Origin of the sequence: Aquicoccus porphyridii, assembly GCF_008369105.1 — a bacterium.
GTDB classification, from domain to species: domain Bacteria; phylum Pseudomonadota; class Alphaproteobacteria; order Rhodobacterales; family Rhodobacteraceae; genus Aquicoccus; species Aquicoccus porphyridii.
Genome location: NZ_VINQ01000011.1, coordinates 18,738 through 43,134, shown reverse-complemented (window position 1 = coordinate 43,134; position 24,397 = coordinate 18,738). Strand labels below are relative to the sequence as shown.

The following is a 24,397-nucleotide window of genomic DNA, read 5'->3' as shown; positions in this document are numbered from 1 at the left end:
CAATGCGTCAACGCCTTGCGCGTCTTGTCGAACATCCGCGTTTTGTCACGTTCATCACCGCCGTGATCATTTTCAACGCGGTGATCCTCGGGCTTGAGACGTCAAAGCCGGTGATGGAGGCCGCCGGGCCGCTCATCCTTGCGCTCGATGCGGCCTGTCTGGCGGTCTTTGTCGTCGAGATCGCGATGAAACTCGTGGCCCTTGGGCCGCGGTTTTTCCGCAATGGCTGGAACATCTTCGATTTCGTGATCGTCGGCGTTTCGCTTGTCCCCGCCGGGCAGGGCTTTACCGCGCTGCGTGCGCTGCGCATCCTGCGGGTGTTGCGGGTGGTGTCGGTTGCGCCGTCGCTGCGCCGGGTGGTCGAGGGGTTCATCCGCGCCGTGCCGGGGATGGGGTCGGTCTTTCTGTTGATGGGGCTGATCTTCTACATCGCGGCGGTGATGGCGACCAAGCTTTTCAGCGAGAGCTTTCCGCAATGGTTCGGCGATCTGGGCAGCAGCGCCTATTCGCTGTTTCAGATCATGACGCTGGAAAGCTGGTCGATGGGGATCGTGCGCCCGGTGATGGAGGTCTATCCCCAAGCCTGGGCGTTTTTCGTGCCGTTCATCCTTGTCACCACCTTCGCGGTGGTGAACCTCGTGGTCGGTCTCATCGTCAACTCGATGCAGGAGGCGCATCACGAAGAGGATGTCGCCAATACCGACGCTTACCGCGACGAGGTTCTGTCGCGGCTCGAAGTGCTGGACGCCAAGATCGAGGCGCTCAACCGCGAGCGGGATGGTCCGGCGCGGTAGTCACCCGACCTGCCGCCCGTGGCACCAGACGCCGCGGATGACCGGGGTGCCCTTGATGCGCGCGACCCGGACCAGATCGGCATGGAGGCCGGTGGCGATGCGCCCGCGATCATCAAGCCCGGCGGCGCGGGCGGGATTGGCCGTGACGGTGGCGATGGCGCGGGGCAGGTCATCCCAGAGATCGGCCAGCAGGAACGCGGCGCTCATCAGGGCCGAGGGCACGTAATCGGATGACAGGATGTCCAAGAGGTCATGCGCGGCCAGCTCGTGCGCCGCGACATTGCCCGAATGCGAGCCGCCGCGAATGAGGTTGGGTGCACCCATCATGACCTTGATCCCGTGCGCATGGCAGGCGCGGGCGGCTTCGAGTGTCGTCGGGAATTCGGCCAGCGCGATACCGTGACCGGCGCTGGTCGCGACATGTGCGTCGGTGGTGTCGTCATGGCTGGCGAGCACGGCGCCATAGCGGGCGGCCTCGGCCACCGCGGCGGCTTCGTGGCGGTCGCCATGGGCGCGGCGCAGCGCGTGCAACTGCGCGACATGTTCTTCGAATTCCGGGTCGGTCAGGTTGAGTTTGCCCTGAACATAGGCCTTGAGTTTCGAGACGTCGCGAAACTGTCGCTGGCCGGGGGTGTGGTCCATCAGGCTGACGATGCCGACGCGGTCCTGCGGGCCGAATTCGGCCATTTCCTCGACCAGGGTTTCCGAGCAGACTTCGGCGCGCAGGTGCAGGTAATGGTTGATCTTGAGCGCCCGCGCGGCGCGCAGCTCCCACAGTTCGGAGGCGAGGTTGCGGGCGTATTTGAGATAGCGGCCCTTGCCGCCGGGCACCGAGCCCACGCGCATCGCGTCGAACACGGTGGTGACGCCGACCGAGGCCAGCTCGCCGTCATGGGCGAGGATCGCGGCGGCATGGGGCCAGTCGACCCGGGGGCGTGGCTGGATATGGCGTTCGAGATTGTCGGTGTGAAGCTCGATCAGGCCGGGGATGATCAGATCGCCCGCTGCATCCACCGCGCCGGGGGGCACGTGCGCGCCCGGCTCGATGGCGGCGATATGGCCGTCCCTGATCTCGATCGCGCCATGGATCACCTCATCGGGCAGAACGATCCGGGCATTGGCGAGGGTCATGTCGGTCATGTCGTGGTCTCCGGGTCGGGGGCGAGGATGGATATCAGCCGGTCAAGTGCCGCATCGAGCGGGCCGGAATTGTCGATCTCGGTCACGTCGAGCCCCTCGGGCAGGGGCAGGCGGGCGCGGGTGAGGCGCGCGGCGATGTCGGGGGCGGTTTCGCGATCGCGGGCGTGCAGGCGTTGCGCCAGCAAGGCGTCGGAGGCGGTGATATGGATCACGCGCAACCCCGGAAAGGCGCGGGCGGCATCGTCCAGCATGGCGCGCGAGCCGTTGAAGAGCACGGTCTTGCCCCGTGCGAGATGGTCGAGAACCGAAGCGGGGATGCCATAGCGCAGCCCGTGGGCCTGCCAGTGCAGGGCGAATTCGCCGCGTGCGAGGCGCGTGGAAAATTCCGCCTCGGTGATGCCTTCGAACTCCTCGCCGCCCGCATCCTCGGCCCGGGTGATCACGCGGCGCACGAGGTAGAGGTCGGGCAGGCGGGCGGCTGCCGCCTGCATCAGCGTGTCCTTGCCCGCGCCCGAGGGGCCGACGATGGCGAAGATCGCGCCGCTCATGCCGCGCGCGCCGGGGTGAAGGCCGAGACGTCGATTTCGCGGTCGGCGACGCGGGCGCGGGCGTCGGCATCGTGAAAGATGCCGATGATCGCGGTGCCGCGCGCCTTGGCCTCTTCGATCAGGCGCAGCACTGTTTCGCGGTTGGTGGCGTCGAGGCTGGCGGTGGGTTCATCGAGCAGCATCGCGGGGAAGTCATGGGCAAAGCCGCGGGCGATGTTCACCCGCTGCTGTTCGCCGCCCGAGAAGGTGGTGGGGCTGAGCGACCAGAGGGTTTGCGGGATGTTGAGCCGGGTGAGCAGTTCCTCGGCCCGGGCGTGGGCGGTGGCGCGATCGGTGCCGACCGCGAGCAGCGGCTCGGCCACCACGTCGCGGGTGGGCACGCGCGGCACGACGCGCAGGAACTGGCTGACATAGCCCAGCGTGTCGCGCCGCAGAGTGAGGATCTCGCGCGGCTCGGCCCGGGCGACATCGGTGTCGCCGACGATAATGCGGCCCGAGGCGGCGAGGTAATTGCCGTGGATCATCCGCATCAGCGTGGATTTGCCCGCGCCAGAATCGCCGGTGAGGGCCACGCATTCGCCGGGGGCGACGGTGAAAGACGCGCCCTCCATGACCGGGATTACCGCGCCGCCCTGATTGTGCAGGGTAAAGGATTTCGAGACGTTTTCGATACGGATCATCGGGTTACACCTGCAGGATCGAGGAGACGAGAAGCTGGGTATAGGCATGTTGCGGGTCGTCCAGCACCTGATCGGTGAGGCCCTGTTCGACCACGTGGCCGGATTTCATCACCATCAGCCGATGGGCCAGCAGCCGCACCACGGCAAGGTCATGGGTGACGATGATGGCCGAAAGCCCCATTTCGCGCACCAGCCCGCGCAGAAGATCGAGCAGTCGCGCCTGCACCGACACGTCGAGCCCGCCGGTGGGCTCGTCCATGAACACGAGCCGTGGCCCGGTGACGAGGTTGCGCGCGATCTGGAGCCGCTGCTGCATGCCGCCCGAGAAGGCCGAGGGGCGGTCATCGAGCCGGTCCTCGGTGATCTCGACCCGGCCCAGCCAGTCAGTGGCCTGAGCACGGATCTGGCCGTAATGGCGCGCGCCCACGGCCATCAGCCGCTCGCCCACGTTGCCGCCAGCCGAGACCCCCATGCGCAGCCCGTCGCGCGGGTTCTGGTGCACGAAGGCCCAGTCGGTGCGTGACAGCATCCGCCTTTCCGGCTCGCTCATCTTGCGGGTGTCGCGGGGACCGTCGGTGCGGGTGTCGAACAGGATCTCGCCGGTGTCTGGGGCGAGGTGCCCGGCAAGACAGTTCAGGAGCGTGGATTTGCCGGAGCCGGATTCGCCGACGATGCCGAGCACCTCGCCCGGGTAGAGATCAAAGGACACGTCCGCGCAGCCGATCCGGCCGCCATAGGTTTTCGACAGGTCACGAACCGAGAGAAGCGGGGTCATGCGGTTGCCTCCTGCGGGCTCAGCCGGCCATGATGGCCCGTGGCCTGACGCCCGGCGCAATAGTCGGTATCGGAGCAGACGAACATGCGCCCGCCGGCATCGTCGGTGATCACCTCGTCGAGATAGGTATGGCGCGCGCTGCAGAGGTCACAGGCGTGATCTGCCTTGCTCGCCTCGAAAGGGTGATCCTCGAAATCGAGACTGACCACCCTTGTATGGGGCGGGATCGCATAGATGCGCTGTTCACGGCCCGCGCCGAAGAGTTGCAGCGCGGCGCTTTCGAGCTTGGGGTTGTCGAATTTCGGGATCGGCGACGGGTCCATCACGTAGCGCCCCTCGACCTTGACCGGGTAGGCATAGGCGGTGGCGATATGGCCGTGGCGCGCGATGTCCTCGTATAGTTTGACATGCATGAGGCCGTATTCTTCGAGCGCGTGCATCCGCCGCGTTTCGGTCTCGCGCGGTTCGAGAAAGCGCAGCGGCTCGGGGATCGGCACCTGGTAGACGAGGATCTGATCGGCGGTGAGCGGTTCCTCGGGGATGCGGTGGCGGGTCTGGATCACGCTTGCGGCGCGGGTTTTTTCCGTGGTCGCCACATGCGCGGTTTTCTCGAAGAACTTGCGGATCGACACGGCATTGGTGGTGTCGTCGGCGCCCTGGTCGATCACCTTGAGCGTGTCATCGGGGGTGAGGCAGGCCGCCGTGACCTGCACCCCGCCGGTGCCCCAGCCATAGGGCATGGGCATTTCACGGCTGGCGAACGGCACCTGGTAGCCCGGCACCGCCACGGCCTTGAGCAGGGCGCGACGGATCATCCGCTTGGTCTGTTCGTCGAGATAGGCGAAGTTGTAATCGCTCACAGAAGCCCCCTTTCGGTCAAGGCCCGTTCCAGTGCTTCGGGCGTGGTGAATTGCACCGCGTCCCAGCCCACGGCGCGTGCGCCCGCGACATTGTCCGCGCTGTCGTCGATGAAGAGGCAATCACCGGGGGCAAGCCGGTTACGCTCGCACAGGATGGCATAGATGCGCGGATCGGGTTTGATTGCCTGTTCCACGCCCGAGACGACGATATCCTCAAGCAGATCGGTCAGCCCGCCATGCAGGTCGAGCGCGACGGGCCATGTATCGGCCGAGAAATTGGTCAGGCCGAATAGCCGCCTGCCATCCCGCTTGAGGCGGTTGGCGATCTGCCATGTGCCATGGATCGGCTCTTGGATCGTGTGGTGGAAGCGGTCGAAATATTCGCCCATCCGCGCGGCATGCTGCGGCTGGGTGCGAGCGATTTCCGCGACCGCCTCGGCCCGGGGGCGACCGGCATCATTGGCGAGGTTCCAGGTCGGGAAATCGACCGCGTCGAACATCGCCTCGACCTCGGCCCGGGGCATGTGGGCGAAGGCCGCGAACGGATCCCAGCGCAGGAGGACATTGCCGATATCGAATACGATATGGGTCATTCGGCGGCGTCCTTTCGTGCCCCGGCCTGTGCCTCGGTGCGGATCTTGCGGATCAGTTCGAGCTCGGACTGGAAATCGACGTAATGCGGCAGCTTGATATGTTCGAGAAAGCCCGTGGCCTGGATGTTGTCGGCGTGGGAGAGCACGAACTCCTCGTCCTGGGCCGGGGCGCCGTCGCTGTCTTCGCCCAGCTCTTCCCAGCGCAAGGCGCGATCGACGAGGGCCATGGAGATCGCCTTGCGCTCGGTCTGGCCGAAGACGAGGCCGTAGCCGCGGGTGAATTGCGGCGGCTCGGTTTTCGAGCCCATGAACTGGTTGACGGTTTCGCATTCGGTGAGGGTGATCTCGCCGATCTCGATGGCAAAGCCCAGCTCTGGGATGTCCATTTCGACGGCGACGGTGCCGATGCGCAATTCGCCGACGAAGGGGTGGTTGCGGCCATAGCCGCGCTGCGTGGAATAGGCCATGCCCAGCACGAAGCCTTCGTCGCCGCGGGTCAGGGCCTGAAGCCGCAGGGCGCGGCCTGCCGGGTATTCCATCGGTGCGCGTGTCATGTCGGGCGGGGTGTCGTCGCAGGTCGACTCGTCCTGGATCAGACCCTCGCGGTTCAGGAACTCGGTGATCCGGGGCATTTCGGGCGCAAGGCCCGCGCCCGTTTTGGCCTCGGGTGTTTCTCCGTCAGCGGCGAGTTTGAAATCGAGGAGCCGGTGGGTGTAGTCGAAGGTCGGGCCCAGAACCTGCCCGCCGGGGGCGTCCTTGAACGTGGCCGAGATGCGGCGGATACAGGCCATGGCGCCGGTGTCGACCGGGCGGGAATGGCCGATCCGGGGCAGGGTGGTGCGATAGGCGCGGATGAGAAAGATCGCCTCGATCAGATCGCCGCGCGCCTGCTTGATGGCCAGCGCCGCAAGGTCGGGGTCATAAAGCGAGCCTTCGGCCATGACGCGGTTCACGGCGAGGGCGAGCTGTTCGCGGATCTGTGCCACGCCGAGTTCCGGCACCGACGGGTCGCCCCGGCGTTCCTCGGCGAGCCAGTCATGCGCGTTGTCGATGGCGCGTTCGCCGCCCTTGACCGCCACATACATCAGGCATCCTCCACATTGGTGCTGCGCGGCAGACCGGCCAGCGACGTGCCGCAGGTGAAATAGAAATCAAGGCCCAGCGGAAAGAGCGCGCGGTTGGCGCGGAACGGCGCAATGTCGGGCAGCGAGAGATGCGCCTCGGTCTCGATTCCCGGCCCGGTGAGGCGCGCGCCCTGCGCGGTGAGGCGGTCCAGCTCGATGATGAGCGTGGTCGAGCGGTCGGGGTAATCCGCCGTGCCGATGGGAAAGCCCTGCAACGGGGGCAGGTCGGACCAGCGGCCAAGCGCGAATTGCGCCGCGTGGGGCGGGGTGATGGGGGCGCCGATGTGAAAGGCGATCCAGTCGCGCAGCGCGGGCGTGTCATGCAAGGGGGCGAGGAAGAGCGGCGTTTCCGCGTCGCAAAGCGTGAGCAGAAGGGCCGCGGCGGCGGGCGACACCGGTTCGGGCGCTTGGGCGCCGGTCAGGGTTTCGATGCGCCCGGGCCGGGCCAGCGCCGAAAGGGCGGCGCGAAAGGCATGGGCCGCGTCGACGGGTGGATCGGCAAAGCCGCCGGAAAGCGTGTCGTCGCGCATCAGTCTTCCCCCCGGACCATGGTGAAGAAATCGACCTTTGTGGCCGCCGCCTTGGCCGCGCGGCTGGCCTTGTCGGCCTGCATCTGCGTTGCGAGCGGGTCGAGCACCGCGCGGCGCAGGGCATCGGCGCGCTTGGTCTGCATCATCGCGTCGATCAGGGCGGCGCGCTCGGCATGGGCCTTGTCGCGGCCCTGCACATAGCCATGCCCGACCTCGCCCGTGGCAAGGCGTAGGGCGCAGCGCGTGACCGTCATCTCGCCGAGGTTGAACGGGGCGCCGGTGCCGCCGGTGCGACCACGCACCATGACGCCGCCCACCTCGGGCGGGCGCAGCCATTCAAAAGCGGGCCAGTCAGTCATGTCGCGGGTCAGGGCGGCAAGGCGCGCGGGCGGGGATTTCGCCAGCAGGCTCATCCAGCGTTTGCGGGCCTCGCCTTGGTCATTTTGAGCCGTCATCTAGACACCTTGCCGATTTGTCCATAATACTATACAACTAGACAAATCATAGGACCACTGATGGTGGTCTGGCAACCCGCATTTCGTGAATTTTTGGTGACATATGGCACGCAAACCTGTCTGGACCTCCATCGCCGCGACGCTTGAGGGCGAGATCGCGGCGGAGCATTACCGCGCCGGTGACAAGCTGCCGACCGAGGCGGTGCTGGCCGCGCGGTTCGGGGTCAATCGTCACACCGTGCGCCGGGCGCTGGCGGATTTGTCGGAGCGCGGCATCACGCGGTCGCGGCGTGGTGCGGGCGTGTTCGTCGAAGCGCCCCCGGCCGAGTATCCGATTGGCCGCCGCGTGCGGTTTCACCGCAATATCGCGGCAACGGGGCGGTTGCCGGAAAAGCGGGTGCTGCGGGTTGAGACCCGGCTTTGCAATCGTGACGAGGCAGCGGCGCTTGGGCTGGCTCCGGGGACGTCCGTGATCGTTTACGAGGGGCTTTCGCTGGCCGGGGGCACGCCGATTGCCCATTTCGAAAGCGTGTTCCCCGAGGCCCGCGTGCCGGACCTGGCCGATGCTCTGACCGAGACAAGCTCTGTCACCGAGGCGCTGCGCATGAACGGGATCGCCGACTTTACCCGGGCCGAAACCCGGCTGATGGCCGAGCGGGCCAGCGCGACTCAGGCGCTGCACCTGCGGCTGCGCGAGGGCGATCCGCTGATCAAGTCGCTGAGCGTGAATGTCTGCCCCGAGGGGCGGCCGATCGAGCGCGGCACGACATGGTTCGCGGGCGAGCGCGTGACGTTGACCGTGGCGCCGGAATGATGACGTGGCGTCATCGAAACGATACGAAACCCCTGTATATCCATGCAAAACGCCAGAGCAGGTTTCGGTGATGATACGACGGCTTCCCCCTTTGCGCCTCACGGGTGCGACGGTCCTGCGCGACGATGCGTTGCGCGCCGGTGATCTGTCCCTTGCAGAGGGGCGGATCGTTGCGGGTGTTCGTGGCGGGAATGCGGTGGATGTGGACCTGTCGGGTTACCTGCTGCTTCCCGGGATCGTCGACATGCATGGCGACGGGTTCGAGCGGCACATCGCGCCGCGCCCCAAGGCGCCGTTTCCAATCGACATGGCCCTGCATTCGGTGGATCGCGAGCTTGCGGCGCATGGGATCACCACGGCTTGGCTGGCACAGGGCTGGAGTTGGGAAGGCGGGCTGCGCGGACCCGATTTCGCCGAAAAGCTGGCCGCGGCATTGGAGGCCTACAGGCCCAACGCGATGACCGACATGCGGATGCAGATCCGTTGTGAAACCCACATGCCCGAGACCCGCGACCGGATGATCGCGGCAGTGCGCCGGTTCGGGATCGATTACGTGGTGTTCAACAACCACATCCCCGAGGCGATCCAGATGGTGCGCGAGGCGCCGCAGAACCTGGCCCACTGGGCCGAGCGCGAAGGCGGGAGCATCGAGGATTTCATCGCCCGCATAAGGGCCGCGCAGGACCGGGCCGGGGATGTCCCGCGTCATCTCAATGCGCTGGCCGCGGCCTTTGACGAGATCGGCGTGCAATACGGGAGCCATGACGACCCCGACGGCGAAACCCGCGACCTGTTCCACGCCATCGGGGCGCGGATCTGTGAGTTTCCCACCCGGACCAGCGCGGCGTCGGTGGCCAAGACCTATGGCGATGCGGTGGTGATGGGCGCGCCGAACGTGGTGCGGGGCGGATCGCAGGTGGGAAATGTCGCGGCCACGACCCTCATTTCGCGGGAATTGTGCGATGTGCTGGTGTCGGATTACCACTACCCGGCGCTGCCGGTCGCCGCGTCGATGTTGGCGCAAGGCGGGACGCTGACCCTTGCGCGGGCCTGGGCGATGATCTCGACCAACCCGGCGCGGATCATGAAACTCGCCGATCGTGGCACGCTTGATCCGGGCAAGCGCGCCGATATCGTGGTGATGAACGCCGAGACCCGGGTGATCGAGGCGACGCTTGCGAGGGGCGAACTGGCCTATATCGCCGGTGAGGCCGCCGCGCGGTTCATGTCGGTTCTGTCCCCGTCCCGCCTTGCCGCCGAGTGAGGGGCATGCGCCTGCCCTCCATTCGGAACCCGATCAGGTGCGGCACGACACACCCTCGTGTTCGCCGCCTGACATGAGATACCCGATGAAGGCAGGACGACAGGCTGGAGCCCATTTTCTCTGAGCGGAACTGTGGGATGACCGGTTGGAGCCCTACACTACCGAATGCTGCGCTTTGGACGAACGGCGGCTTTTGTGTCTGCTACCGGTGTTCTTCGGGCACCCAGTCTTCAGCATCGCTGTTCCAGAACCTGTTGGGATTGTCCTCGTCCATTCCGCGAATATGAAGTGTCCGGATGCACTGGACTACAAACACAACCGGCTCTTCGTAGGGATGGGAGGTGTAAATGGCTTTCAGAACCCGCACCGCTTTGGCATCATCACCGCCCAAGAAAAATGAGAGTTCCACGCAGGGCACTTCGACCACCTTTTCGGTGCCAGAATTGCGTCCGCTCCCCAGCGACCTGAATTTCTGAGTTCCCGGCGTGGTCTGAAACGTTACAGAATCATAATCTCCATATTTCAGCGCGTCTTCGGTCAGAACCGCGTTCACGATTCTTTGTGCATGGGTGTCGGGCACCTGGACGATAATCCGCAGCCCCTCCTCGGGAACGAACCTATCATTATCAAGCTTGGGTAATGTCATTGTTGTCTCCGGCTGATATGCAGTCGGAATAACCCGGATCATTGTTCCTGTGAGAAAAGACAGTTCGTTGACGACCGAACTCTCAGACCGGGTCGACGAGATCGATATCCACTTGGGTCAAGCCAAACTGGCACTCAAGCACATCCAACCCCTCAGCGGTAATGTTCAATGCACGACTGCCTGTACGACGCTCAAGCCAGTGCGCCTCCAGAAATTTTTGCATGATCGCGGTAGCAAGCGGACCGGATATGTGATGTCGCCGCTCAGTCCAGTCGAGACAGAACTTCGCCGGAGGCTTCCCCAAGCTCCCAAGTGGAGCCTCGATACCGATTTCATCGAGAAAGGCATGATATCGGGGGCCAGCGCAGATAGTGTCATCGCGAACCATTAGCACATTGAGCGCGATCAAACGATCCGTCATCAAAACGCCGAGCCTCCCCGCTATATGGTTGTAGCAACTGCGCGCCTGTCGAGTGTCTGTGCCGATCTGACCGGGCCGTGACAAATGGTCGGTGGGCGAAAGTTGTGCCAGCCCTTCAAGAATTGCGGCGACTTCTGCATTGGCAATCCGGTGATAGACGTGCCGTCCGTTGCGTAGCGAAGCGGTCAGACCTGCCTGTTCTAGCTGCTTGAGATGCGCGCTCGCCGTCTGCGGACTGACATTTGCCGCGCAGGCCAGCTCCTTGTTGGTGAAGGCGCGGCCATCCATCAACTCGCAGAGGATGCGTGATCGGCTAGGATCAGCCAAGGCCGCACCGATGATATCCAGTCTCGGTTCGATGGTCATGCTGGTCAGTCTATTCGCAATACAGAAATGCAACCAGAACGAACGCTTCGGCAGTGAACAAATTAAGATACTGTTTTTGACAAACCCGACATTGGCGCAAGGGCAGCGAAATCACCCTTTGTCCGCAAAGCTGACCCGCGGGTCTTTTGAGCGCCCGAATGCGCAGGAACTGCAGAATCGGGGCTTTTCGTCAGGTGGCGAACCCTAGCCGGTTTCGTATTTCTCAAGAAACGCCTCGATGGGAAGTGACCGGAAATCGTCAAGCCGCGCGCGCAGGGTCTGGTGATCCCAGTCCCACCACGCCAGCGCGATGAGCCGCTCGACGATCTGGGGCGCAAAGCGCATCCGAAGCGGTTTGGCCGGGATTCCCGCGACGATCTCGTAAGGGGCAACGTCACGGGTGACGACGGCCTTTGCCGCGACGACCGCGCCATGCCCGACGGTCACTTCAGGGCGGATGACGGCGCCGTGGCCGATCCATGTGTCATGCCCGATCCGGGCGATGCGGGCGCGGCGATGGGCGAAGAAATCCGGGTCGTTCTGCGCGTCGTCCCAGTAATCCGCCGAGCGATAGTGAAAATGATGCAGGCTGGCCCGGTCCATTGGGTGATCGGTCGGGCCGATGCGGGCGAAGCTGGCGATATTGGCGAACTTGCCGATCTCGGCATTGGCGATGTCGGCATAGCGGTCGCAATAGGAATAATCGCCGATCACCGAATGGGCCACGCGGCTGCCGCGCCCGATTTCGACATAGCGGCCAAGGCGGGTATCGGTGATCTCGCAATCGGGGTGGAGAAAGGGCGCCGTGGCCGAAAGGCGGGCCATCAATGCGCCTCGTTCCGGCCGATCAGCCGCCCGCGCAGCCAGCCCGAGAACCAGTCCATCGCGATCACCATGAGGATCACCAGCACGATGTAATAGCTCACCTCTTCCCAGTCCTTCTGGGTGATGATCGCCTGCGTCAGCAGAAGCCCGATACCGCCGCCGGTGATCGCGCCGATTACCGTGGCGCTGCGGGTGTTGGATTCGAGGTAATAGAGGATCTGGCTGAGCAAGACCGGTGTCACCTGCGGGATCACGCCAAAGCGATAGCGTTGCAGCCGCTTGGCCCCGGTGGAGGATACGCCCTCGATCTGCTTGTTATCGACATTCTCCAGCGCCTCGGAGAACATCTTGCCGAAGCTGCCGGTGTCGGTGATCAGGATCGCCAGCGCGCCGGTCATCGGCCCGGGGCCGAAGGCGCGGGAAAGGATGATGGTCCAGATCAACCCGTCGACCCCGCGCACGAAGTCAAAGAACCGGCGCACGGCAAAGCGGATGCTCATCAGCCGGGTAAAGTTGCGCGCGGCGAGAAAGGCCAGCGGCAGGGCCACCAGTGCCGCCCCCATCGTGCCGAGAAAGGCCATGAGAATGGTTTCGAAGATCGCCCAGATCACATCCTTGTGGCGCCACATGGCGTTGTTCCAGAAATCATGCACCATGGCGGCAAGGTTGCTCTTGTCGGCAACCACCCGGTCGCCCGACAGGGCCAGCCCTGCCAATTCGCCAAAGCCCTTGCCGTAGAACGGGCTGTCGAGGGTGAACCAGAACAGCTCCCACCCGAAGGAATAGCGGTAAACCTCGGTGCGGGCGCGGGTCACGATGGCGCGTCCGCCCGCGCCGGTGATGTTGACGCGGGCATTGCTGGCGCTGATCCAGTCGGGCACCTCTCCGTCGGGCGTGTCGAGGATGATATCGCGGCCCTCGACCGTCACGGTGACGGTGCCATAATCGGGGCGGATATAGCGCAGGGTCGAGCCGTCGATTTGCGCGCTTTCCCGGGCCTTGAGCGCGATGTCGACCGAATCGTCGCCGTTTCGCGTGACAAAATCGGGAATCATGCTCTCGGGATATGTGCCCTTGTTCTCGCCCTCGATGGCAAAGCTGAGCCCGCCACTCCGGTTGTCGTGGGTGATATGGGTCTTGTAGCTATAGCTGTCGGCCACGAGGATGCGCGCATTGTCCATCCGCGCGCGCTCGACCAGCCCGGGAATGTCGAAGGCGAAAAAGAGGTAGATGAAATAGGCCAGGATGACCGCCGGCGCGGCAAAGGCGATGAAGCGTTTGCGGGCGATCAGCGCGGTGGCGGTTTGTTTCAGGTCGGTGACGGGCATCGTGTCTGCGGTTGCGGTCATGACCTCACACCTTTCCGACGAGTTTGTTGCGGTAATGGCTGGAAAGCTGATCGAAGAAGACGATGGTCAGGAACAGCAGGATGAAGATGGCCGCCACCTCGTCATAGCGGCCCTGGCCCCAGCTGAAGGCGTTCTTGAGGTCATAACCGATCCCGCCCGAACCGACGAAGCCGAGGATGGCCGAGGCGCGGATGTTGATCTCGAAGCGCAGGAGCGCGTAGCTCAGCCAGTTGGGGGCGACCTGCGGCACGACACCCAGAAGCATCCGCTGGGCCCATGTGGCGCCAGTCGATTCCAGCCCCTCAAGCGGCTTGAGGCTGGCGTTTTCGTTGATCTCGGAAAAGAGTTTGCCCAGCGCGCCCGTGGTGTGCAGCGCGATTGCGATCATCGCGGGCACCGGCCCGCCACCGAGGACGAAGATCAGCACCAGCGCGACGACGATCTCGGGGATTGCGCGCATGATGTCCATCAACCGGCGGAAGAGGCCGATCAGCCGGGGAAACCGCGCCAGCCCGCGGGTGGACAAAAGCGATAGCACGATCGCGATCAGCCCGCCCACCAGGGTCGAGGCGGCGGCGATGTTGATCGTCTCGATCAGCGAGGGAAAGAACTTGACCATCAGCGCGGGCAGGAGCGTGATTTTCTCGCTCGCCTCTTTCACCACCTCGCCGGGGAAATTGAAAACATTGAGGATTCCGTCCCAGAACCCGCCCGCGTTGCGGCTGTCGGCGAGCATGAAGCCCGACGTCATCAGCGCGATGAAGATCACCAGCATGATGCCGCCATACATGCGCTTGGTGCGCGTCATGGCCATATAGGCGTCTTGTATCTCGGTGGTGCGCTCTGCGCCCACGGATTGGCCTATCGTGGTTTCCGCCATGTCGGCTTCTCCTTGAGCGGGGACTTGGAAATGGAATGACCGGCCCCTTGTTGGCGGGGCCGGTCGAATGCGCGGAGCGCGGTCTTACATCTTGGATTTGCGTGCTTCGATGATCGAGATGTAGTCGTCATGGTCGATCGGCTGGAAGCCCAGCGCCTCGCCGGCCATGAAGCTGTAGGCACAGTCGGCATCCATGTAGGGCAGCGATGCGGTCAGCGTGGTGATGTCGAGCTTGACCCGCTCGGGCAGATCCTTGCGCAGAACGATCGGGCCTTCGGGGATCGGCTTGGATTTCCAGATCTCGACCAGTTCGTTCATGTCCACGAGACCGGCATCCGATGCCTTGCGCAGCGCGCCGGAGTTATAGCCGTCTTCCCAGTCGCCCATGCCATCGGCCCAGGTCACACCGGCGTCCACGTCGCCATTGGCGACCGCGACGATGGTCTGCTCGTGACCGCCGACGAATTTCACCTCGCCGAAATAGTCGCCCGATTCCATGCTGGCGCCGGTCGCCTGCGGGATCTCGATCGAGGGGATCAGGTAACCGCTGGTCGAGTTCGGATCGCCGAAGGCAAAGACCTTGCCTTTCATGTCATCAAGCGAGGTGATGCCGCTGTCCTTGCGCGCGAAACCGATGGAATGATAGCCAAAGGACTTGTCGAGATTGGTCTTGACCATGATCGGCTCGATGGCGTCGGGATCGGTCAGATAGGCCTTGGCATAGCCCGACGCGCCGAGCCAGGCCATGTCGATGCTGCCGCCCACGAGGCCCTGGATCACGCCGTCATAATCGGCGGGGGTGAAGAGCTTGACCGGAACGCCCAGAAGCTCTTCGGCCTTGGCGCGGTAGCATTCGTTCGAGGTCATCCGGTCCTGGGCGTTTTCGCCGCCAAGAATGCCGATGCGGAATTCGCTGATGCTGTCCTGTGCAAGCGCGGGGGTGACGAGGGTGGTGGTGGCCAGCATGGCCGCAAGCATGTGTTTCATCTTCTCTCTCTCCGGTGGTTGGTCCCGGCGCGGGTCCGCGGCGGGGATTGAAAGTCAGGCGATGGCCTCGGCCGCGTGAATGGCGCGGGCGGCGGAGGTTTCGATGGTGTCGATGCTGGTGCTGGTCGCGGATTCGGAAAAATCCGCGTCGGCGCCGTAGATGTCGCGTGCCACGCCGGTGGTGAGTTGTTCGGGCGTGCCGTCGAACACGACCTTGCCCATGCGCATCCCGATCACCCGGTCGCAATAGCGCCGCGCGGTGTCGAGCGTGTGCAGGTTGGCGATAACGGTGCGGCCGTCCTCTTCGTGGATGCGGCGCAGCGCGTCCATCACGATCTGTGCGTTCATCGGGTCGAGCGAGGCGATGGGCTCGTCGGCAAGGATGATCCTGGGGTCCTGCATCAGGGCGCGGGCAATGGCGACGCGCTGTTGCTGACCGCCCGAGAGCGCCTCGGCCCGTTTGGGGGCATGCTCGGCGATGCCCAGGCGGTCAAGAATGGCGATGGCCGTGTGAATGTCGGCCGTCGGGTAGAGATTGAACATCGTTGCCAGCGTCGAGCGCCGGTTGAGCGTGCCATGCAGCACGTTCGAGACCACGTCCATGCGCGGCACGAGGTTGAATTGCTGAAAGATCATGGCGCATTGCGACTGCCATTCGCGCTTGGCCGTGCCCTTGAGCCCCAGGACGTCGCGGCCTTCGAATTCCAGTTTGCCGCTGGTGGCGTCGGTGAGCCGGTTGATGATGCGCAACAGCGTGGATTTGCCCGCGCCCGACGCCCCGATGATCCCGACCATCATCGGCCGATCAATCGAGAAACTGACATTCTTCACGGCGACATTGGCGCCGAAACGCTTTGTCAGACTGTCAAAGGCAAGCATGCAGACCCCCGTTTCATTTGCGGGGACCAAGACATCAAAACTGTCAAAGGGGCGTGACGGTTATGCGAAACTTCTGTAACAACGCCCGCCCAAGGGGGCCTGCCGACAGATCTTTTGCGGAAAAATCGCCGGACCGGTGACGGGCAAAACGACAACGGCCCGGGCGGCGATGGCCCGGGCCGGTCGTGCAAGGCGGGTGTGCCCCGGTCTTGTTGCCTGGCTCTTGTTACTCGGCTTCGTCGGCCGGTTTGGCTTGCAACAGGGCGTATCTTTCCTGCCCGATGGTTTCGAACAGGTCGAGCTGGGTTTCGAGATAGTCGATATGACCTTCCTCGTCCGCGATCAGTTCCTCGAACAGGTTCTTCGAGACATAATCCCCGACCTGATCGCAATGCTTGCGGGCCTCGATGTAAAGGGTGCGGGCCTCGTGTTCGGCGGCGAGATCGGCCTCGAGGGTTTCCTTGATGTTTTCCCCGATCCTGAGCGAGTCGAGCTTTTGCAGATTGGGATGACCTTCGAGAAAGATGATCCGCTCGATGAGCTTGTCGGCATGGTGCATCTCTTCGATGCTCTCCTCGCGCGATTTTGCGGCGAGCCGACCAAAGCCCCAATCCTCCTGAAGGCGGTAATGCAACCAGTACTGGCTCACGGCCGTCAACTCGGATCGAAGCGCGGCGTTGAGGTATTCAATAACTTTCTTGTCGCCTTTCATGAGCGGTTCTCCTTGGCTTTCTCTGTCTCATGTTGCGCAGAGTGGCTGGCACCTGAAAGCTGTCGCTGGTCTCCATGGTGGCCATGAAGTGCGGCAGGCATCCGCCGCAATCCGCGCGCTTTCCAAGTGCATGATACACTTTGCCGGGTGTGACAATGGTATCAGGATCGGAGCGCCGCATCCACTCGATTGCAGAGCGGATGTCCTTGTCGGTGATATTCATGCAATGGCAGACGATCATGGCGGGTGGCCTCGGGGTGCTGGTCGGTGTGTGAAATCCCGTTCGGAAGGATGATAGGGGCAATGGCGCCGTTCATCCAGAGGAAAGTCGACTAATTCTATCGGAATTGGCGCAAAATTGCGCGCCACATTGACGCGATGCCCGATCAAGCCCCGTCATCTGGGGGCGATACCTCTTATTTCGTGAGAATCAGTTTCCCGGCCCGGGTGATCCGCAGGATGTAATTCTGGTCGCCAAGAACGATATGTGCGATCTGCCCGCCCTGCATCAGGTCTTCGGCCTTGTAAAGCGGGGTCGAATCGCCGTCGGGGCATCGCATATCGGCTGATTTGTGCTGCATCATGGCGTTTCCTCCGGGTTCTCGGGGATCAATCGGTCCACGAGCCATTCGCAGTCGGGCAGGCGCAGCCCGCCCATGGTCGAAATGAGTTCCCATAGGTCGTTCAACCCTGTGCGTTGGTCGATGGCATGTTCGGGATGTGACAGGCCCGGCATCTGGTCGGTGTGCATTTCTCGGCTCCGGTTCGGAATGATCGCGGGCTTCCCCGAAATGCGCGACGGGGTGGCTGGGCATTTCTATAAATGACAAAAACAGTCAGAAATGTCAAACCGCATGTTTTCAAGGGGGATTCGCAGGCGCGTGACCGAAAACAGGCCGCGCCCCGAATCGCCGGGTCCGCGGCCTGCTGCGCCCTGGTGGGTGATTTCTTGCGAAAATTCCCTGCCTGTCGCGGAACGCGGGCGGTCAGAGGCCGTCCATCTTGCGCGCCAGCTTGGCGTCGAGCGCCGAAAGCCCGCCCGCGTCATGCGTGGTGAGCGTCACCGACACGCGGTTATAGACATTGTTCCATTCCGGGTGGTGGTCCCATTTCTCGGCAAAGATCGCGACCCGGGTCATCCAGCCGAACGCCTCGGGGAAATCCTTGAACTTGAAGTCCTTGGTGATCGCATCGCGCCCCTCGACCATGGTCCATCCACTGTCGAAAAGCGGTTTGAGCAGGCTTTCGCGGGCCGTGTCTGACAGAAGTTCGTTCAATCGTGATCCTCCTCTTGGGTGGTGTTGCGGAACGGGCCGTATTCGGTGAGGATTTCGACCTCCTCGGCCACCGCCTCGCGTTCGGCGTCGAGATAGCGCGCGATGGCATCGCGAAACCCCGGGTCGCGCACCCATGTCAGCGCGTGGCAGGTGGTGGGCATGTATCCGCGCGCCAGTTTGTGTTCGCCCTGTGCCCCGGCCTCGACCCGTGCCAGCCCGTGGGTGATGGCGAACTCGATGGCCTGATAATAGCAGATTTCGAAATGCAGGCAGGGGTGATGTTCGGTGCAGCCCCAGTAGCGCCCGAACAAAGCGTCGCGCCCGATGAGGTTGAGCGCCCCGGCCACGGGGTCGCCACCCCGAAACGCCAGCACCAGCAGCACATCGTCGCGCAGCCGCTCATGTGCGATGTCGAAGAACGCGCGGGTGAGGTAGGGCGTGCCCCATTTGCGCGCGCCGGTGTCCTGATAGAATTGCCAGACGGCGTCCCAGTGCTCGGGGCGAATCTCGCTGCCGGTCAGCGCCCGGATTTCACCACCGAATCCCTGTGCCGTCGCGCGTTCCTTGCGGATGGTCTTGCGCTTGCGCGAACTGAGCGAGGCGAGGAAGGCGTCGAAATCGGCGTAACCGCGGTTCTGCCAATGGAATTGCTGCGTGGTCCGGTGCAGAAAACCGAGGGTCTGGCCCTCTTCGGCCTCGTCCGGGGTGCAGAAGGTGACGTGAACCGAGCTGAGCCCGTTGCCTTCGGCCAGTTGCATCGCGCCCTGCGCCAGCGCCTGCCGCCCGATGCCGTCAAAGCCGGGCCGGGTCAGGAAACGCCGCCCGGTGGCCGGGGTGAAGGGCACGGCGATCTGAAGCTTGGGATAATAGTGCCCGCCCGCGCGTTCATAGGCATGGGCCCAGTTGTGATCGAAGATATATTCGCCCTGTGAGTGTGACTTGGCATAAAGCGGGGCGCAGGCGATCATGTCTCCGCCGACATGCGCGGTCAGGTAATGCGGCTCCCACCCTGTTCCCGGCCCGACCGAACCGCTGTCTTCGAGTGCCGAGAGAAACCGGTGCGTGGTGAAGGGATCGTCCGGGCGCCCGCCCTGCGCGGCCTCGGGACAGGCACAGGCATCCCATTCGCGTTCCGGTATCTCGGAAAGCGATGTCTTCACCCGAATCTCGATCGTCGTCTCGGTATCCATGCCCTTTCCGATATTGGCGTGACCTTGTGGTGGATCAAGACGGCATCGCGGCGCGATACCCTTCGAAGGTGATATTGTCGGCGACTTCGCGGGCGCATGCCTCGGCTTCGGGCGAGGTGACGGTCCAGCACAGGATCGCCGCGCCCTTGTCGCGCAACTCGACCAGTCGCGGATTGTGCAGGTCGTGGCGTTCATGCGACACGAAACTTGCCCCGAGCCGGTCATAATCAGGAATGCGTCCGAGATGATCGCAGGTCGCCGCAGGCAGCAACGGCCAGTCCTGCGGGGCAAAGGCGCTGGTCGTCAATCCGCGCGGCAGATCGGGCATGAGCCGCGCCATGACCTCGACCGCGTGGGGATTGAACGACATCACCGCCACCGGACCCTTGTAGCTGCCAAGCGCCTGCGCCGCGGCATATTCGAGCGTGCCGACATTCGGCCCCATGATGCCGTCCTGATCCTTGATCTCGATCAGCAGCGGCGCGCGCCCCTGCACCAGCGCCAGGATGTCGGTAAGGGTCGGTACGCCTTCGCCGTCGCCATGCAGCAGGGGAAGGCGGGCAAGCTCACCCGCTCTGCGCTGGCGGATCGAACCCGGCTGACCGGTCAGGCGGTGCAGATCGTAATCGTGGAACACCATTGCCTGACCGTCGAGCGAAAGCTGAAGGTCGATCTCGATCCCGTACCCTGCCGCGATTGCGGCACGGATAGCCGCGCGCGAATTCTCGGGCCGCCCGTCGGTGACGTCGTGCAGGGCCCGGTGCGCGATGGGGGCACGGGTAAAGGCCGGGTCGAGTTCGGGCATTGCGCTCAACTGATCTGGAAGATGGCTTCGACCTCGACCGCGACACCGAAAGGCAGCGACGCCGCCGACACCGCCGAACGCGAATGCCGCCCGGCATCGCCGAGAACCTCGACAAGGAAATCCGAACAGCCGTTGATCACCTTGGGCTGATCCCCGAACGTGTCGGTCGAATTGACAAAGCCGGTCAGTTTGACAACCCGGGTGAGCCGGTCGAGATCGCCGCCGCACGCGGCCCTGGCCTGGGCCAGGAGCATGATGGCACAGCGCCGGGCCGCCGCGACTCCGCCGTCAACATCCATGTCGGCGCCGAGCTTGCCCTTGATCAGGCCGTTCTCGTCCATCGAGACCTGCCCAGACACGAAGACAAGATCGCCGACCTGAACATAAGGCACGTAGTTCGCGGCGGGGGCGGCAGCATCGGGCAGGGTGACGCCCAGGTCGGCAAGGCGGGTTTCGATTTGCGATGGCATCTTGGGTCTCCTCTGGCTGATGTCGCCGCGACGCTAGTGCAAACAAATGCCGAAGGGAAACCCGAATCGCCTCCTCGGTCTGGTTATGACGGGTTGCACGCAAACGGTGTCATCGATTCACCAATCGCCCCGAGGCCGCGATTGCATTGCATGGCGCGCAGGGGCAATGAGCGGGGTTTTGCCACCCCCCCTGATCCGGCCTTTGCCCCGTGCCTTGTGCGCAATTTCGCGGCCCCGGCGGCAGTTTGTGCCGGCTCATCCGCATCGGTTTGCGTGCCATCCGCCATCGCGATTTGTTGTCATTCGTCGCATTTTGATCTATCACCGCGTCTCGTGTCTCCATTCTGCCATACCCGGAACAGGCACCGAATGACGGGATGCGAAATTGCCTACGACCAATTGTATTAAGGCCAGTCAGGTTCATCATGCGATCACCAGCGTTTTTTCCCCAGGCAGACTTCTCTTTCCACAGGGCCCGGAAAACCGGGACCGCCCGGTTCGTCCTGTCGGTGTGCCTTGCACTTGGGCTGAGCGCCTGTAGCGTGCCCGGACCTGGCGGTGCGCCGGACGGCATTCACGATCCCTATGAACAGACAAACCGCAAGAATCACGAGTTGAACCGCGCTCTTGACCGAGGCCTCGTCCGCCCGGCGAGCAAGGGATACGTGACAATCGTGCCCGATCCGGTCGCGGAATCCGTGTCGAATTTCGCCGCCAATCTCAGCTTGCCGGGCACCGTTGTGAACAACCTGCTTCAGGGCGATCTGGGTGGGGCGTTGCAGAACACCTATCGGTTTGCCTTCAACACGGTGTTCGGCATCGGCGGGCTTGGCGATCCGGCGAGCGAACTGGGCATTGCCGAGGTCGAGGCCGATTTCGGCGGCACGCTGCATGTCTGGGGCGTGCCGGAAGGCGCCTATGTCGAACTGCCGGTCCTTGGGCCATCGACCGAACGTGACGCGGCAGGCCGTGTCGTGGACCTGTTTACCAACCCGTTGACCCATGCGCTGCCCAAACCCGAGAAATATTATGGCCGGGCGGCGAGCGTGGCCTCGAAACTCAGGAGTCGCGGGCGTTTCTCGGATACGGTCGACTCGGTTCTCTACGAGAGTGCGGACAGCTATTCTCAATCCCGGCTGATATATCTCCAGAATCGCCGCTTCGAGCTTGGTGGCGGCGATGATGATACCTACATCGACCCTTATGACGATCCCTATGGTGAGCTTTATGATGATCCCTACTCGGAATGATATGACCCGGCGCAACCTGCTTGGCGGCCTGATGTCCGGCGTGGCACTGGCGGCGATCCCGTCGGGGGCCTGGGCCTTGAGCGCGGACGGGGCCAAGCGGCTGGTTGACCTGATCGTCGCCGATATCAACAAGGTGATCGAGGCGCCGACCTCGGAGGCTGCCAAGATCGCCGAGTTCGAGAAGATCTTCGTGCGCTATGCCGATGTGCCGACGATCGCGCGCTATGCCCTTGGTGTCGATGCCCGCCGGGCGAGCGCGGCACAGATCAACGGCTTTACCCGGGCGTTCCAGGTCTATGTCAGCCGCAAATATGGCCGCCGCTTCCGTGAATTCATCGGCGGCCGGATCGAGGTGCAAGAGGCCCGGGCGGTCAAGAATTTCCACGAGGTCAAGACCATCGCCCATCTGCGCGGCGAGGCGCCGTTCGAAGTGGCGTTCCTGGTCAGCGACCGTTCCGGGCGGCCTAAGTTCTTCAACATCTTCATCGAAGGTGTGAACATGCTTTTGACCGAGCGCACCGAGATCGGCTCGATGCTCGACCGGCGCCGTGGCGATATCGACGCCTTGATCCAGGACCTTCAGAACATCGGTTGATCGGGGATCAGCGGTTATCCGCCCCGAACAGGCCACGCAGCACGTTATTGATGTCCCCGCCGGTCCGGCCTTGGCCGTCAGTGCGGGGGGTCTGCTCTTGCGGTTGCGTCGAGGGCACCGGAGCCATCATCGGCAAGGGGCGCGCCGGCAGGCCCTCATGCACCCGCACCATGGTTTCGTGCCAGATTTCGGCTGGCAGCCCCGCCCCGGTCACGCCGGTCAGCGGCGTGTTGTCGTCATAGCCCATCCACACGCCGGTCACGTAATCGGCCGTGAAGCCCATGAACCACGCGTCGCGGGCCGATTGTGAAGTGCCGGTCTTGCCCGCAGCCTCGCGGTCGGGCAGGGCGGCGCGCCTCCCGCTACCTTCGGTGACGACCTTGTTCATCATCCAGATCAGTTGCCGCGCCGTCTCCTCCAGGATGACTCGCTCGCCGATGCCCGACGTGGCCGAAAAGATCGGTTCTGACTCGCCCAGCAGCCGCAACCCGGTCATGCCATAGGGCGTGACCGAACTGCCCCCGTTCAGGATGCCGGCATAGGCGCCCGACATTTCCAGCAACGATGCCTCGGATGCGCCGAGGGCAAGGGCCGGGCCCTGTGCGAGGTCTGATTCGATGCCGAATTCGCTGGCCACCCTGCGCACGATGTCGAGCCCGGAGGCCTGCGCCAGCTTGACCGCAGGGATGTTCAACGAATTCTTGAGCGCGTCAGCCAGCGTCACGGGCCCGCGAAACTTGCGGTCGAAATTCTGCGGGCACCATTCGCCGGAACCGGGGATCGTGACGCAATATTCCGTGTCCTCGATCATATCCAGCGGCGACCGGCCAAGGTCGAGCGCGGCGGCATAGACGAACGGCTTGAAGGCCGAGCCGGTCTGTCGCTTGGCCATCGTGGCGCGGTTGAATTCGCCCGAAACGCGGGTCTTGCGCCCGCCGACCATCGCCCGGACCGCGCCATCGGCGGACATGACCACGATGGCGGCCTGCGCCTCGGAGCCTTCGCGCACCTTGTTCTCGAAAATCTCTTGCATCGCCTCTTCCGCGGCGGTCTGGATGCGCTGGTCCAGCGTGGTGGTGATGATCACATCCTCGGTCGTGCCGCGGGTGAAAACCTCGGGGCCGGTCTGCATCACCCAGTCGGCGAAATATCCGCCCGCCCGCTTCTGCGCCGCCTCCGAGAGTTGCGCGGGGTTCGCCGCGGCGGCGGCATGTTCCTCGTCCGACAGGTAACCCTGATCGTGCATCAGCTTGAGCACGGTGAGCGCCCGCGCCTGCGAGCGTTCGAGGTTGTTGGTCGGCGCATAGCGCGTCGGCGCCACCAGAAGCCCGGCCAGCATCGCGGCCTCGGGCGGGGTTACCTGCGCGGCGGATTTGCCGAAATACCGCTGCGCCGCGGCTTCGAACCCGCGCGCACCGCCGCCCAGAAAGGCGCGGTTCATATAGACGGTAAGGATGTCGTCCTTGGTGAATTTCGCCTCGAGCGCCATGGCATAGATGGCTTCCTTGGCCTTGCGCCAGATTGATCCCTGGCGGCAATCGGCCTCGTAGTCGGCCTCGCTGGTCCATCGCTCGGGGTCATATGGCACGCCCAGGCACAAAAGCTTGGCCGTCTGCTGGGTAATGGTTGAGCCGCCATGCCCCGAAAGCGGCCCGCGTCCTTCGCTCAGGTTGATGCGGACGGCCGAGGCGATACCGCGCGGCGACAGCCCGAAATGGCGGTAAAACCGCCGGTCCTCGGTGGCGACAATCGCGTTCTTCAGGTGCGGGCTGACCGTGTCCGCCGTGATCACGCCGCCGAACTGGTCGCCGCGCCATGCAAAGACATCGCCCGACGCATCGAGAAGCGTGACCGAGCCGCGCGCGCGCCCATCATAAAGCTGATCGACCGGCGGCAGGGTAAGTGTGACATAGCCGACCGCCACTGCGATGATGATCGTGCTTACCGCTGCCACGCGCCAGCCGAACCCCCAGACCAGCCGCCAGACCAGCCGCAACAGCCAGGCGAACAACGCGGTCACCGGGTTGCGGCGGCGGGTTTTGCGCCTTTGCGTCTTTCGCTTGGTCTTTGCGCGTGTCTTGGCCTTGGCGGTCTTGGACGGGTATCGCCGCTCGGCCACCAGTGGCGGTTTCCTGCGCCCTGAATCACTCATTCCGTTGCCCTGCCCG

At 63.9% G+C, this 24,397-nt stretch carries 30 protein-coding genes; 5 read left to right on the top strand and 25 right to left on the bottom strand.

Translation table 11 applies throughout. From position 1 onward, the window contains the following. The first annotated feature begins 2 nt into the window (after nucleotides 1–2). The gene (locus FLO80_RS13935) at nucleotides 3–794 is read left to right on the top strand and encodes an ion transporter (RefSeq protein ID WP_111364559.1); all 792 of its coding nucleotides are present in this window, start codon (nucleotides 3–5) and stop codon (nucleotides 792–794) included. Here the strand turns inward: FLO80_RS13935 and FLO80_RS13930 are convergent, their stop codons facing one another. The 9 genes from FLO80_RS13930 to phnG are packed head-to-tail and all read right to left on the bottom strand — an operon-like array spanning nucleotide 795 to nucleotide 7,499. After that, the gene (locus FLO80_RS13930; protein WP_111364561.1) at nucleotides 795–1,934 is read right to left on the bottom strand and encodes an alpha-D-ribose 1-methylphosphonate 5-triphosphate diphosphatase; all 1,140 of its coding nucleotides are present in this window, start codon (nucleotides 1,932–1,934) and stop codon (nucleotides 795–797) included. It abuts the gene before it with no gap. Continuing rightward, nucleotides 1,931–2,482, bottom strand: coding sequence for a phosphonate metabolism protein/1,5-bisphosphokinase (PRPP-forming) PhnN (gene phnN / locus FLO80_RS13925; protein WP_111364563.1), 552 nt, complete (start codon nucleotides 2,480–2,482; stop codon nucleotides 1,931–1,933). The genes FLO80_RS13930 and phnN overlap by 4 nt, the downstream gene beginning before the upstream one ends. Continuing rightward, nucleotides 2,479–3,162 (bottom strand): phosphonate C-P lyase system protein PhnL, encoded by a 684-nt coding sequence (phnL, locus tag FLO80_RS13920; RefSeq protein ID WP_111364565.1) that lies wholly within the window; start codon nucleotides 3,160–3,162, stop codon nucleotides 2,479–2,481. Before phnL ends, phnN begins: the two co-directional genes overlap by 4 nt. 4 nt (nucleotides 3,163–3,166) lie before the next feature. Then, a complete protein-coding gene (phnK, locus tag FLO80_RS13915; protein WP_111364567.1) occupies nucleotides 3,167–3,937 on the bottom strand; it encodes a phosphonate C-P lyase system protein PhnK in 771 nt (256 codons plus the stop codon). Beyond that, the gene (locus tag FLO80_RS13910; protein WP_111364569.1) at nucleotides 3,934–4,797 is read right to left on the bottom strand and encodes an alpha-D-ribose 1-methylphosphonate 5-phosphate C-P-lyase PhnJ; all 864 of its coding nucleotides are present in this window, start codon (nucleotides 4,795–4,797) and stop codon (nucleotides 3,934–3,936) included. The genes phnK and FLO80_RS13910 overlap by 4 nt, the downstream gene beginning before the upstream one ends. Next, on the bottom strand, nucleotides 4,794–5,390 hold the full coding sequence (locus FLO80_RS13905; RefSeq protein ID WP_111364571.1) for an HAD family hydrolase: 597 nt from the start codon (nucleotides 5,388–5,390) through the stop codon (nucleotides 4,794–4,796). The genes FLO80_RS13910 and FLO80_RS13905 overlap by 4 nt, the downstream gene beginning before the upstream one ends. Further along, complete coding sequence (locus FLO80_RS13900; protein ID WP_111364573.1) at nucleotides 5,387–6,475, bottom strand: carbon-phosphorus lyase complex subunit; 1,089 nt, start codon at nucleotides 6,473–6,475, stop codon at nucleotides 5,387–5,389. Before FLO80_RS13900 ends, FLO80_RS13905 begins: the two co-directional genes overlap by 4 nt. Continuing rightward, nucleotides 6,475–7,044, bottom strand: coding sequence for a phosphonate C-P lyase system protein PhnH (phnH, locus tag FLO80_RS13895; RefSeq protein ID WP_111364575.1), 570 nt, complete (start codon nucleotides 7,042–7,044; stop codon nucleotides 6,475–6,477). The genes FLO80_RS13900 and phnH overlap by 1 nt, the downstream gene beginning before the upstream one ends. Further along, a complete protein-coding gene (gene phnG / locus FLO80_RS13890) occupies nucleotides 7,044–7,499 on the bottom strand; it encodes a phosphonate C-P lyase system protein PhnG (RefSeq protein WP_111364577.1) in 456 nt (151 codons plus the stop codon). The genes phnH and phnG overlap by 1 nt, the downstream gene beginning before the upstream one ends. 103 nt (nucleotides 7,500–7,602) lie before the next feature. On the opposite strand from phnG, the gene phnF reads away from it, so the two are divergent. Then, nucleotides 7,603–8,313, top strand: a complete 711-nt coding sequence (phnF, locus tag FLO80_RS13885; protein WP_111364579.1) for a phosphonate metabolism transcriptional regulator PhnF — start codon at nucleotides 7,603–7,605, stop codon at nucleotides 8,311–8,313. A gap of 70 nt (nucleotides 8,314–8,383) precedes the next feature. Then, nucleotides 8,384–9,577 carry an alpha-D-ribose 1-methylphosphonate 5-triphosphate diphosphatase gene (locus tag FLO80_RS13880; RefSeq protein WP_111364581.1) on the top strand — a complete coding sequence of 398 codons (1,194 nt, stop codon included), beginning with the start codon at nucleotides 8,384–8,386 and terminating at the stop codon, nucleotides 9,575–9,577. A gap of 202 nt (nucleotides 9,578–9,779) precedes the next feature. On the opposite strand, the gene FLO80_RS13875 is transcribed toward FLO80_RS13880, so the two are convergent. From FLO80_RS13875 to FLO80_RS13810, 15 genes are all read right to left on the bottom strand, one after another. Then, the gene (locus tag FLO80_RS13875; RefSeq protein ID WP_111364583.1) at nucleotides 9,780–10,223 is read right to left on the bottom strand and encodes a YqfO family protein; all 444 of its coding nucleotides are present in this window, start codon (nucleotides 10,221–10,223) and stop codon (nucleotides 9,780–9,782) included. An 82-nt stretch (nucleotides 10,224–10,305) separates the two neighbouring features. Next, nucleotides 10,306–11,010 carry an ArsR/SmtB family transcription factor gene (locus tag FLO80_RS13870; protein WP_111364586.1) on the bottom strand — a complete coding sequence of 235 codons (705 nt, stop codon included), beginning with the start codon at nucleotides 11,008–11,010 and terminating at the stop codon, nucleotides 10,306–10,308. Between the two features lie 204 nt (nucleotides 11,011–11,214). Further along, a complete protein-coding gene (locus FLO80_RS13865; protein WP_111364588.1) occupies nucleotides 11,215–11,835 on the bottom strand; it encodes an LbetaH domain-containing protein in 621 nt (206 codons plus the stop codon). Continuing rightward, complete coding sequence (phnE, locus tag FLO80_RS13860) at nucleotides 11,835–13,184, bottom strand: phosphonate ABC transporter, permease protein PhnE (protein WP_111364590.1); 1,350 nt, start codon at nucleotides 13,182–13,184, stop codon at nucleotides 11,835–11,837. Before phnE (FLO80_RS13860) ends, FLO80_RS13865 begins: the two co-directional genes overlap by 1 nt. 4 nt (nucleotides 13,185–13,188) lie before the next feature. Beyond that, entirely contained in the window at nucleotides 13,189–14,064 is an 876-nt protein-coding gene (gene phnE, locus FLO80_RS13855) for a phosphonate ABC transporter, permease protein PhnE (protein ID WP_111364592.1), read from the bottom strand. A gap of 84 nt (nucleotides 14,065–14,148) precedes the next feature. Beyond that, the gene (phnD, locus tag FLO80_RS13850) at nucleotides 14,149–15,051 is read right to left on the bottom strand and encodes a phosphonate ABC transporter substrate-binding protein (RefSeq protein ID WP_111364594.1); all 903 of its coding nucleotides are present in this window, start codon (nucleotides 15,049–15,051) and stop codon (nucleotides 14,149–14,151) included. A gap of 54 nt (nucleotides 15,052–15,105) precedes the next feature. Continuing rightward, nucleotides 15,106–15,930 (bottom strand): phosphonate ABC transporter ATP-binding protein, encoded by an 825-nt coding sequence (gene phnC, locus FLO80_RS13845; RefSeq protein WP_111364596.1) that lies wholly within the window; start codon nucleotides 15,928–15,930, stop codon nucleotides 15,106–15,108. Between the two features lie 226 nt (nucleotides 15,931–16,156). Next, nucleotides 16,157–16,642 carry a bacterioferritin gene (gene bfr / locus FLO80_RS13840; protein WP_111364598.1) on the bottom strand — a complete coding sequence of 162 codons (486 nt, stop codon included), beginning with the start codon at nucleotides 16,640–16,642 and terminating at the stop codon, nucleotides 16,157–16,159. Then, on the bottom strand, nucleotides 16,617–16,823 hold the full coding sequence (locus tag FLO80_RS13835) for a (2Fe-2S)-binding protein (RefSeq protein ID WP_246156693.1): 207 nt from the start codon (nucleotides 16,821–16,823) through the stop codon (nucleotides 16,617–16,619). The genes bfr and FLO80_RS13835 overlap by 26 nt, the downstream gene beginning before the upstream one ends. A gap of 235 nt (nucleotides 16,824–17,058) precedes the next feature. Beyond that, nucleotides 17,059–17,202, bottom strand: a complete 144-nt coding sequence (gene hemP / locus FLO80_RS13830) for a hemin uptake protein HemP (protein WP_246156692.1) — start codon at nucleotides 17,200–17,202, stop codon at nucleotides 17,059–17,061. 20 nt (nucleotides 17,203–17,222) lie between these two features. Continuing rightward, on the bottom strand, nucleotides 17,223–17,393 hold the full coding sequence (locus FLO80_RS22880; protein ID WP_188078297.1) for a hypothetical protein: 171 nt from the start codon (nucleotides 17,391–17,393) through the stop codon (nucleotides 17,223–17,225). A 235-nt stretch (nucleotides 17,394–17,628) separates the two neighbouring features. After that, nucleotides 17,629–17,919 carry a 4a-hydroxytetrahydrobiopterin dehydratase gene (locus FLO80_RS13825; RefSeq protein WP_111364602.1) on the bottom strand — a complete coding sequence of 97 codons (291 nt, stop codon included), beginning with the start codon at nucleotides 17,917–17,919 and terminating at the stop codon, nucleotides 17,629–17,631. Continuing rightward, nucleotides 17,916–19,109 (bottom strand): GNAT family N-acetyltransferase, encoded by a 1,194-nt coding sequence (locus tag FLO80_RS13820; protein WP_111364604.1) that lies wholly within the window; start codon nucleotides 19,107–19,109, stop codon nucleotides 17,916–17,918. The genes FLO80_RS13825 and FLO80_RS13820 overlap by 4 nt, the downstream gene beginning before the upstream one ends. 34 nt (nucleotides 19,110–19,143) lie before the next feature. Continuing rightward, on the bottom strand, nucleotides 19,144–19,914 hold the full coding sequence (locus tag FLO80_RS13815) for a glycerophosphodiester phosphodiesterase family protein (protein ID WP_111364606.1): 771 nt from the start codon (nucleotides 19,912–19,914) through the stop codon (nucleotides 19,144–19,146). A 5-nt stretch (nucleotides 19,915–19,919) separates the two neighbouring features. After that, nucleotides 19,920–20,384 carry a RidA family protein gene (locus tag FLO80_RS13810; RefSeq protein WP_111364608.1) on the bottom strand — a complete coding sequence of 155 codons (465 nt, stop codon included), beginning with the start codon at nucleotides 20,382–20,384 and terminating at the stop codon, nucleotides 19,920–19,922. A gap of 542 nt (nucleotides 20,385–20,926) precedes the next feature. Here FLO80_RS13810 and FLO80_RS13805 point away from each other — a divergent pair. Both FLO80_RS13805 and FLO80_RS13800 read left to right on the top strand, forming a co-directional pair. After that, entirely contained in the window at nucleotides 20,927–21,634 is a 708-nt protein-coding gene (locus FLO80_RS13805) for an MlaA family lipoprotein (RefSeq protein WP_246156687.1), read from the top strand. A gap of 1 nt (nucleotide 21,635) precedes the next feature. Further along, nucleotides 21,636–22,229, top strand: a complete 594-nt coding sequence (locus tag FLO80_RS13800; RefSeq protein WP_188078296.1) for an MlaC/ttg2D family ABC transporter substrate-binding protein — start codon at nucleotides 21,636–21,638, stop codon at nucleotides 22,227–22,229. A gap of 7 nt (nucleotides 22,230–22,236) precedes the next feature. On the opposite strand, the gene FLO80_RS13795 is transcribed toward FLO80_RS13800, so the two are convergent. After that, entirely contained in the window at nucleotides 22,237–24,381 is a 2,145-nt protein-coding gene (locus tag FLO80_RS13795) for a transglycosylase domain-containing protein (protein ID WP_111364612.1), read from the bottom strand. Nucleotides 24,382–24,397 lie beyond the last annotated feature (16 nt).

Coding starts and splice junctions, on each gene's coding strand:
- FLO80_RS13935 (WP_111364559.1), top strand. CDS start 3: ATGCGTCAACGCCTTGCGCGTCTTGTCGAACATCCGCGTTTTGTCACG.
- FLO80_RS13930 (WP_111364561.1), bottom strand. CDS start 1,934: ATGACCGACATGACCCTCGCCAATGCCCGGATCGTTCTGCCCGATGAG.
- phnN (WP_111364563.1), bottom strand. CDS start 2,482: ATGAGCGGCGCGATCTTCGCCATCGTCGGCCCCTCGGGCGCGGGCAAG.
- phnL (WP_111364565.1), bottom strand. CDS start 3,162: ATGATCCGTATCGAAAACGTCTCGAAATCCTTTACCCTGCACAATCAG.
- phnK (WP_111364567.1), bottom strand. CDS start 3,937: ATGACCCCGCTTCTCTCGGTTCGTGACCTGTCGAAAACCTATGGCGGC.
- FLO80_RS13905 (WP_111364571.1), bottom strand. CDS start 5,390: ATGACCCATATCGTATTCGATATCGGCAATGTCCTCCTGCGCTGGGAT.
- FLO80_RS13900 (WP_111364573.1), bottom strand. CDS start 6,475: ATGTATGTGGCGGTCAAGGGCGGCGAACGCGCCATCGACAACGCGCAT.
- phnH (WP_111364575.1), bottom strand. CDS start 7,044: ATGCGCGACGACACGCTTTCCGGCGGCTTTGCCGATCCACCCGTCGAC.
- phnG (WP_111364577.1), bottom strand. CDS start 7,499: ATGACGGCTCAAAATGACCAAGGCGAGGCCCGCAAACGCTGGATGAGC.
- phnF (WP_111364579.1), top strand. CDS start 7,603: ATGGCACGCAAACCTGTCTGGACCTCCATCGCCGCGACGCTTGAGGGC.
- FLO80_RS13880 (WP_111364581.1), top strand. CDS start 8,384: ATGATACGACGGCTTCCCCCTTTGCGCCTCACGGGTGCGACGGTCCTG.
- FLO80_RS13875 (WP_111364583.1), bottom strand. CDS start 10,223: ATGACATTACCCAAGCTTGATAATGATAGGTTCGTTCCCGAGGAGGGG.
- FLO80_RS13870 (WP_111364586.1), bottom strand. CDS start 11,010: ATGACCATCGAACCGAGACTGGATATCATCGGTGCGGCCTTGGCTGAT.
- FLO80_RS13865 (WP_111364588.1), bottom strand. CDS start 11,835: ATGGCCCGCCTTTCGGCCACGGCGCCCTTTCTCCACCCCGATTGCGAG.
- phnE (WP_111364590.1), bottom strand. CDS start 13,184: ATGACCGCAACCGCAGACACGATGCCCGTCACCGACCTGAAACAAACC.
- phnE (WP_111364592.1), bottom strand. CDS start 14,064: ATGGCGGAAACCACGATAGGCCAATCCGTGGGCGCAGAGCGCACCACC.
- phnD (WP_111364594.1), bottom strand. CDS start 15,051: ATGAAACACATGCTTGCGGCCATGCTGGCCACCACCACCCTCGTCACC.
- phnC (WP_111364596.1), bottom strand. CDS start 15,930: ATGCTTGCCTTTGACAGTCTGACAAAGCGTTTCGGCGCCAATGTCGCC.
- bfr (WP_111364598.1), bottom strand. CDS start 16,642: ATGAAAGGCGACAAGAAAGTTATTGAATACCTCAACGCCGCGCTTCGA.
- FLO80_RS13835 (WP_246156693.1), bottom strand. CDS start 16,823: ATGCGGCGCTCCGATCCTGATACCATTGTCACACCCGGCAAAGTGTAT.
- hemP (WP_246156692.1), bottom strand. CDS start 17,202: ATGCGATGCCCCGACGGCGATTCGACCCCGCTTTACAAGGCCGAAGAC.
- FLO80_RS22880 (WP_188078297.1), bottom strand. CDS start 17,393: ATGCACACCGACCAGATGCCGGGCCTGTCACATCCCGAACATGCCATC.
- FLO80_RS13820 (WP_111364604.1), bottom strand. CDS start 19,109: ATGGATACCGAGACGACGATCGAGATTCGGGTGAAGACATCGCTTTCC.
- FLO80_RS13815 (WP_111364606.1), bottom strand. CDS start 19,914: ATGCCCGAACTCGACCCGGCCTTTACCCGTGCCCCCATCGCGCACCGG.
- FLO80_RS13810 (WP_111364608.1), bottom strand. CDS start 20,384: ATGCCATCGCAAATCGAAACCCGCCTTGCCGACCTGGGCGTCACCCTG.
- FLO80_RS13800 (WP_188078296.1), top strand. CDS start 21,636: ATGACCCGGCGCAACCTGCTTGGCGGCCTGATGTCCGGCGTGGCACTG.
- FLO80_RS13795 (WP_111364612.1), bottom strand. CDS start 24,381: ATGAGTGATTCAGGGCGCAGGAAACCGCCACTGGTGGCCGAGCGGCGA.